This window comes from Dissulfurispira sp., from assembly GCF_036745535.1.
GTDB lineage: Bacteria > Nitrospirota > Thermodesulfovibrionia > Thermodesulfovibrionales > Dissulfurispiraceae > Dissulfurispira.
Genome location: NZ_DAIOFX010000022.1, coordinates 17157 through 24333, shown reverse-complemented (window position 1 = coordinate 24333; position 7177 = coordinate 17157). Strand labels below are relative to the sequence as shown.

Annotated in this window: 10 protein-coding genes; all 10 read left to right on the top strand. The window is 43.2% G+C overall.

What is annotated here, in order from left to right:
• The coding region (locus V7L97_RS05780; protein ID WP_333654131.1) for an Ig domain-containing protein at window positions 1-2076 on the top strand (2076 nt) is incomplete at its 5' end.
• A 58-nt stretch (window positions 2077-2134) separates the two neighbouring features.
• Window positions 2135-2527: a type VII toxin-antitoxin system MntA family adenylyltransferase antitoxin gene (mntA, locus tag V7L97_RS05775; protein WP_333654130.1), complete on the top strand. Its 393-nt coding sequence runs from the start codon at window positions 2135-2137 to the stop codon at window positions 2525-2527.
• Window positions 2524-2931, top strand: a complete 408-nt coding sequence (gene hepT / locus V7L97_RS05770; protein ID WP_333654128.1) for a type VII toxin-antitoxin system HepT family RNase toxin — start codon at window positions 2524-2526, stop codon at window positions 2929-2931. The genes mntA and hepT overlap by 4 nt, the downstream gene beginning before the upstream one ends.
• Window positions 2932-3017: 86 nt before the next feature.
• On the top strand, window positions 3018-3800 hold the full coding sequence (locus V7L97_RS05765) for a dihydropteroate synthase (RefSeq protein WP_333654125.1): 783 nt from the start codon (window positions 3018-3020) through the stop codon (window positions 3798-3800).
• Window positions 3801-3871: 71 nt separating this feature from the next.
• Window positions 3872-4732 carry a fumarate hydratase gene (locus V7L97_RS05760; protein WP_333654123.1) on the top strand — a complete coding sequence of 287 codons (861 nt, stop codon included), beginning with the start codon at window positions 3872-3874 and terminating at the stop codon, window positions 4730-4732.
• The gene (locus V7L97_RS05755) at window positions 4726-5352 is read left to right on the top strand and encodes a FumA C-terminus/TtdB family hydratase beta subunit (RefSeq protein ID WP_333654121.1); all 627 of its coding nucleotides are present in this window, start codon (window positions 4726-4728) and stop codon (window positions 5350-5352) included. Before V7L97_RS05760 ends, V7L97_RS05755 begins: the two co-directional genes overlap by 7 nt.
• A gap of 235 nt (window positions 5353-5587) precedes the next feature.
• A complete protein-coding gene (locus V7L97_RS05750) occupies window positions 5588-5761 on the top strand; it encodes a hypothetical protein (RefSeq protein ID WP_333654119.1) in 174 nt (57 codons plus the stop codon).
• A gap of 3 nt (window positions 5762-5764) precedes the next feature.
• Window positions 5765-6691 carry an SDR family oxidoreductase gene (locus V7L97_RS05745; RefSeq protein ID WP_333654117.1) on the top strand — a complete coding sequence of 309 codons (927 nt, stop codon included), beginning with the start codon at window positions 5765-5767 and terminating at the stop codon, window positions 6689-6691.
• Between the two features lie 28 nt (window positions 6692-6719).
• On the top strand, window positions 6720-6977 hold the full coding sequence (locus V7L97_RS05740) for a CBS domain-containing protein (protein ID WP_333654114.1): 258 nt from the start codon (window positions 6720-6722) through the stop codon (window positions 6975-6977).
• Window positions 6978-7016: 39 nt separating this feature from the next.
• Window positions 7017-7177: CBS domain-containing protein (locus V7L97_RS12945; RefSeq protein WP_442891768.1), on the top strand; the 161-nt coding region annotated here is incomplete at its 3' end.

The window sequence follows — 7177 nt, the reverse complement described above, 5'->3', positions numbered from 1 at the left end:
ATGGGCTTGATAGGGCCGTTGACAAAAAGAGCGAAGCTGATTGAGACAAGGGAGATTGTCAAGACTGCCTATGAATCAATTTTAGGCTATGCGGCAAGCAATAAAAGACTGCCTGATAACTTAAATGTTCTTGGGATAAAAACAACTGATGCATATATGCGGGGTTTACAATATTTTAGAGTTGGCGAATTAGTAACAAGTAATCTTTGTACTACTGCAGGCACATATTTAACCGTAAACGACAGTAGCAGCGGAACTTCCCAAACAAAGAATAATGTGGTATTCATACTTTTTGCCGAAGGGGACAATAGAACTAATGACACGGGATCAGCCTCTCCATTTGCCATAAGAGAGCAAGGAGTAAATGACTATGATGATATTGTAATGTATGCGGATATTGATAAACTCAGGAGTCAAATATGCACCTCTTTTACAATAACTACGGACAGTCTGCCTATAGGAACAGAAGAGATGCCGTATCCACAAACGACCCTTGAGGCAACAGACGGGACACCTCCTTACAGGTGGGGTATACAATCGGGTTCATTACCACTTGGGTTAAGTTTATCATCTGATGGTACTATTTCAGGCACACCAACAGCAGATGGAAGCTACAATTTTACGGTTCAGGTTACAGATAGCGATACTCCCAATAGAATTGCAACTAAGAGTCTTGCTATTACAATAAATCCAAATAAACCGAGAATAACAACAGAGTTTTTAAGTTATGGGACACAAAATCAGGCATATGCAGCAAATTTAAGTGCAACTGGCGGCTTAACGCTAACGCCTTATACATGGACTGTGTCAGGACTGCCTTCTGGTTTATCACTGCTAACATCTGGAACATGCACTGCAGGTTCGGTTACTCTTAATTGCAATGCTACTACACCATGTATTTGTGGAACTCCAACAGTTTCAGGTACATTTACAATAACTACAGAAATTACAGATGGTCGTTCAAGGACAGCGTCAAAAACCTTATCCATTGCTATAAATGTTGCTGCCACTGCCGGAGGTCCGACATGTACCCTTACAGCAAATCCGAGTTCCAGGCAGACAGCAGGGTCAAGCATTCTCACATGGTCTATAAATAATGGTCCCGCAAATGGCACATGGTCGCCCGCACCGGGTGGTGGCTGCGCAAATTTCTCAGGCTCAAGCGGTGGAAGCTGCACAACCGGGACAATTAACTCTACCACAACATTTACCCTTACCGTCACCAATGCGCAGGGTAGCAGTCAATGTGCTGCGACTGTCTATGTTGGTGTGCCTCCTGGACCTGCTCCATCATGCACACTTGTGGCCACACCGAATCCAGTTCCTATTGGGAATCCCACAACACTCACATGGTCTATAAATAATGGTCCCGCAAATGGCACATGGTCGCCCGCACCGGGTGGTGGCTGCGCAAATTTCTCAAATTCTTATGGGGGCAATTGTATTACCGGAAATATAAATGACAATAAAACTTTCCAGCTTACGGTATCCAATGCAAACGGAATTGGTCTATGTGCAACAACTGCATACGCATCATGGACTGCTGTATGCCCGGTTCCTTCTATTACGCCAACCTCTTTACCAAATGGACGAATAAATCTCGCCTATTCAGTAACTCTTCAGGGAAGTGGAGGGATGCCACCGTATACATGGAGTTGGACAGGCAATCCACCCGGTTTAAGCTTGAATTCTTCAACAGGGCAGATAACAGGAACTCCCACTACACCTGGGGTCTATAACTCCACAGTTACTCTTACCGATAGCTGTCCACAGTCAATTAGCAGGACTTATACAATCGCCATCGGAAGACATGATACATATCAAGTCAGAAATATGAGAGGTACTGCATTCTGGGTGCGCGGAGGCCAATACAGCAGCTGCACTAGGAGATTAAATAATCAAACATTCAATGTGGGGCGGCAAGATACATCGGCTGTCAATATCTACACCAATAGTTCATGCACTACCCCTGCATCTCTTTCATCAGTATCTTATGCAACCGTCATTCCTGTGGACGAGGCAGGTAATAGAAATGGCATAGTCAGGATAAACCAGTCATGGCAGTTGGTTGATTAGTAGTTCCCTCCTTCCCAAACCCCCATCTTTTTGGGGAAATTTCTGTTATAATTTATCAATGAAAGAACAACCCGTTAAAGAACTATCCGAAAAGCTCACTGCAATATTTCACAGAATAGAGGAAGTGGAATTTGCATATTTATTCGGCTCATTTGCGCGGGGAGACGAGTTTCCCTTTAGCGATATAGATATAGCTGTTTATTTGAGCAGGAAAGCGTCTCTCGCCGACGAATTAAAATTATACTCTATCATTGGCAGAGAACTGAAGCACGATAACATCGATCTGGTTATACTCAACAATACAAATAACATCATACTTCTTGAAGACATTGTCAGATACGGGAAAGTGGTTTGCGATAGAAACCCTTCTTCAAGAGAATCCTTCGAGTTGCGTGTTTTGCATGATGCAATAGATTTTAAGTATCAAAGGAAGGTCTTTGCAGGAAGATGAAAGAGCAGATAAGGATAAAAATCGAGAAAATTATAGAGTACAAAAAGATACTCGATAACATGAAAGAGGATTGCAACGATAAGTTTTTAAAAGACCCTGTCTATAGGGGAGCGATTTTACATTACCTGTATCTAATAGCAGATTCATGTGTCAGCCTTGCGGAAATGGTTATTCGGGATAAAGGGTTGAGGACGCCTCAAAGCTATCATGAAGCCATAGATATATTGGGTGAAAATAAAATTATGCCTCCTGATTTTGCTTATGAATTTGCAAATATTGCATCTTTCAGAAACCTTCTTGCACATGATTATGAAAAAATAGATTATTTGAAGATATGCAGAGAGGTTCTTGGTAAACTTGATGACATTTCCAAATATGTGGATTATATCAAGGAAAATTATTAACCCCTGATTTCAGTCTTGCTTCCCCTCCTTCCCAAACCCCTGCCTTTCTGATATACTTTATTAAATAATCCCAGGGGAGGTGTCCCATGCTTGTAATCGCTGAAAATCTTAATGCGAGGAATAAGGCTTACATGGAGGCTGTTAAGAATCGGGATAAAAAGAGCATTGAATCACTTGCTAAAACACTTGCTGATAAAGGTGCTGACATAATCAATGTCCAGTGCTCACTTGACGGCAGCGGCGATGAGGAGACGCTTCCATTGGTTGCGGAGGCTGTTCAGAAGGCAGCAGAACTGCCTCTCTGCCTTGATTCGAGGAATGCCGAAGCTTTGAAAAAGACCCTTACTGTATGTAAAGAGCCTCCTTTGATAAATTATCTCTCTGCAGATGAAAAAAATGCCGATGAAATCCTTTCCCTTGTAAACAGATTCAAGGCAAATCTCATAATCAGGGCATTGAAAGGGACTGTGCCCACAACCCTTGAGGCCAAGCTCCTTATTCTGGAGGATTTGATAGAAAAGGCGAATGCTGCCGATATACCCAATGAAAGGTTGTTTGCAGACCCTTCTGTGGTGCATATAGGCGGAGGCATAGGACAGGAACATCTACTCAATACCCACGAGTGCATAATAGCCCTTAATGAAATGGTCGATCCTCCCATAAACACTATTGCGTGGATTTCCAATGTATCAACAGGGCTCCCCAAGAAGTTGAAACCCCATGTAAATGCAGGATTCCTCTGCTACATCGCGGGAGCAGGACTGGATGCTGCCATGGTGGATGTAACGGACGCAGAGGTAATGAAGACCGTATATCTGATAAGGTCATTCAGGGACGAGGTGGTATTTTCAGCAGCAAGTATTTTATAACTGTAATCTCATGGAGAGCTTTTTGCGAAAGGGGGATTTTGTAAGGGGGACAAAGTCCCCCTTACGGGCTTATGCTTAAACTCCGTGACGGCATAATAGAGCTTTACAAAAAGGTTGCCACATCCATTCCCAGCGATGTGGAAGAGGCATTAAAGACAGCCTATTCAAACGAGACAGAACCCCTTGCAAAGGAGTCTCTGAATGTAATTCTTCAGAATATTAAGATTGCAAGGACAACATCCCGACCCATATGCCAGGATACAGGATTCCCTGTGTTTTATGTTAAGGTCCCAAAGGGATTGAGCCATCAGCTTATCAGGGATGCGATAATGGATGCCACCCGCATTGCCACGAATAAAATACCATTAAGGCCCAATGCCGTAGATGTAATAACCGAAAAAAATACAGGGGACAATGTTGGAGACCACTTCCCCTTTGTTTATACAGAGGAGACAGAAGAGCAGACCCTTATTGTTGATCTTATGTTAAAGGGCGGAGGATGCGAGAATCTGGGGCAGACATATAAGCTGCCAGCGGTTTTAACATTCGGAGACAAAGAAGCAATAGCTGAGCGTGATTTTAACGGAGTGAGGAAATGTATTTTAGACGCTGTTTTTAGAGCTCAGGGCAGGGGATGTCCGCCATATACCATTGGTATTGCCATAGGCGGCGCCAAGGATCAGGTAGCACTCCTTTCAAAGAGACAGTTAATGAGAAGGATTCCAGACATACACCCTGATGCTGCAATAGCCGAACTCGAAAATAAAATCCTGAATGATATCAACAGCCTCAGCATAGGCACTGCAGGATTAGGAGGCAGAACCACAGCCATCGGTATAAAAATCGCAACAGCCCACAGGCATCCTGCTTCATATTTTGTGGATATATCATTTTCATGCTGGGCAAACAGAAGGGGAAGGCTGATATGGTAGAAAAGTCAGCAGTCAGCAGTCAGCAGTCAGCGTCCAAAAGAATAAATACACCTCTGGCAGAAGATATTGTCATGAGTTTAAGGATTGGCGATATGGTGTTAGTAAACGGTCTGATTGTTACAGGAAGGGATAAGGTTCACAAATTCCTTGCTCATGAAAGGCCTGATAAAAAAGACATCCCCTTTGAACTCCATGGGGGGATAATCTATCACTGCGGCCCTATAATCAAAAAAGTGGACGATGCCTATAAGCTAATTGCTGCAGGACCGACAACGAGCATGAGAGTAGAGATGTATGAAGCAGATGTCATTAAGACATACGGCATTAGAGGCATAATAGGGAAAGGCGGGATGGGCAATAAGACCCTCGATGCGATGAAGGAATATGGATGCGTGTATCTGCATACAATTAGCGGCGCAGCAGCATATCTTGCAGACAGGATCAAGAATGTTAGAGATGGGTGGAAGATAGAGGAATTCGGTGCACCAGAGGCAATGTGGTTACTGGAGGTGGAGGACTTTCCAGCAATAGTCACAATGGATGCCCGTGGAAACAGCCTGCACAGAGAGGTAGAGAATATTTCTCTGGAAAAGTTAAGGCAAATATCACAAAATGAGTAAAAAGAGGTTCTTAAAACAGATAAAAAGCTTTGAGAAACTTATTATTGAACACCAGAATAAAATAGAGATGGAGAAAAGTAAAACAGTTCCAGATTTGGGCATGTAAAATATTGGGAGAAAGAGATAGAAAGTTATAAGATTGGAATAAAAAGAGCTAATAAACGATTAAAGCGAAGGGATGTGAGATTTTATGTAGACGGTATCTGCTGGGATTAGTTCTACTTTAAGGGTATTATTGGATGAACTGAGAGACTCATGTTTTGATACGGTGAAACTTATAAATCAGATGGAAATTGAACATTTAACAGAAGAGCAGGTTGAAGAAATCCTCGGTGAGTTATCGGTTTCTGTAATGCATTTACAAATGCATGCAGGTTTCGTAAAAGAAGAAATAGATAAAGTGGATTGAAGCATGTTTTTTATTGCCGGAGGGACAGGTTTTATTGGCAGCCATTTGGTTCGGGCGCTTGCCGGAGGCAGTTACAGCACGCGGTGTCTGGCGAGAACCCCTGAAAAGGCGGAAGTATGCAAAAAAATCGGGCATGAGGCTGTTATAGGCGATATTACAGACAGGGAAAGCCTGAAAGGAAGGCTTGACAATTGCGATATTGTTGTCCACCTTGTCGGCATCATCGAAGAAAAGGGGGACATGACATTTAAAAGGGTTCATGTTGAAGGCACAAGAAATCTTATAGAAGAGGCAAAAGGGGCAAACATAAAACATATATTTTATCAAAGCGCCCTCGGTGCTTCTATAAACTCGTGGGCAAAGTATTACAAGACAAAGGCAGAGGCAGAGGATATTGTAAGGACATGCGGCATTCCCTACACTATATTCAGATCATCCCTTGTCATCGGGAAGAGTGACGGTTTTACAGAAAAACTCAAAGAGCTTGTCCGTCTCGGACCCTTTGTCCCAATCCCGGGCAGCGGCAACGGGAAACTTCAGCCCATATATGTGGAAGATTGGGTGAAGTGCTTTCTGAAGATATTTTCTGACGCATCACGCATTACGCATTACGCATCACGCATCTATGAGTTCGGCGGTCCCGAACATCTCACATACAATGAAATAGTCCTGCAGCTTATGGAGGCAATGCAGATACACAAACCATTGGTGCATATACCTGCAAAGCTGATAAAGCTGAGCCTGCCTTTTTCAGGAATATCTCGTAAGATAGGCAGCCTGCTCGGCAAAAAAATACCCACGGTTACAGGTGAACAGCTCGGTCTTTTGCAGGTGGATAACATCTGCGATATGGATTCTGTGGAAGGGAATTTCGGTTTTGTCCCGATGACTTACAGAGAGGCACTAAAAAAGTTCATAGTTAACGGTTAACGGTGAACGGATAACGGAGAACGAAATTATGGCCACCCGAAGGGTGCATGAATTAATGACAACAGATGTTGTTACGCTGCCAAAGGACGCGAAATTAATCGAGGCTGTTGGAAAATTAGCAGATAACAATATAAGCAGCATCGTGATAACAGACAAGCAAACACCTTTAGGGATTATCACAGAGCGTGATATAACGAGGATAGCAACCGCTACAAGCAGCACCGATGAAATGAACAGCCTGCCTGTTTCCAACTTTATGTCCAAAAAACCCTGTAACCGTTTATAAAAATGCAGATGTTGTTACTGCCCTCGAAAAAAGATACCCATGGACACGCCTGTGAAGGATGTATGCACAAAGAATATTGTATACGCAAGCCATGACACCCTTCTCTATGATGCCATAAGGATTATGCATGAGCGCAGAATAAGACACCTTGTCGTTGTCGGTGACAGGATGCAGTTAAAGGGCATAGTTACCCAGACGGA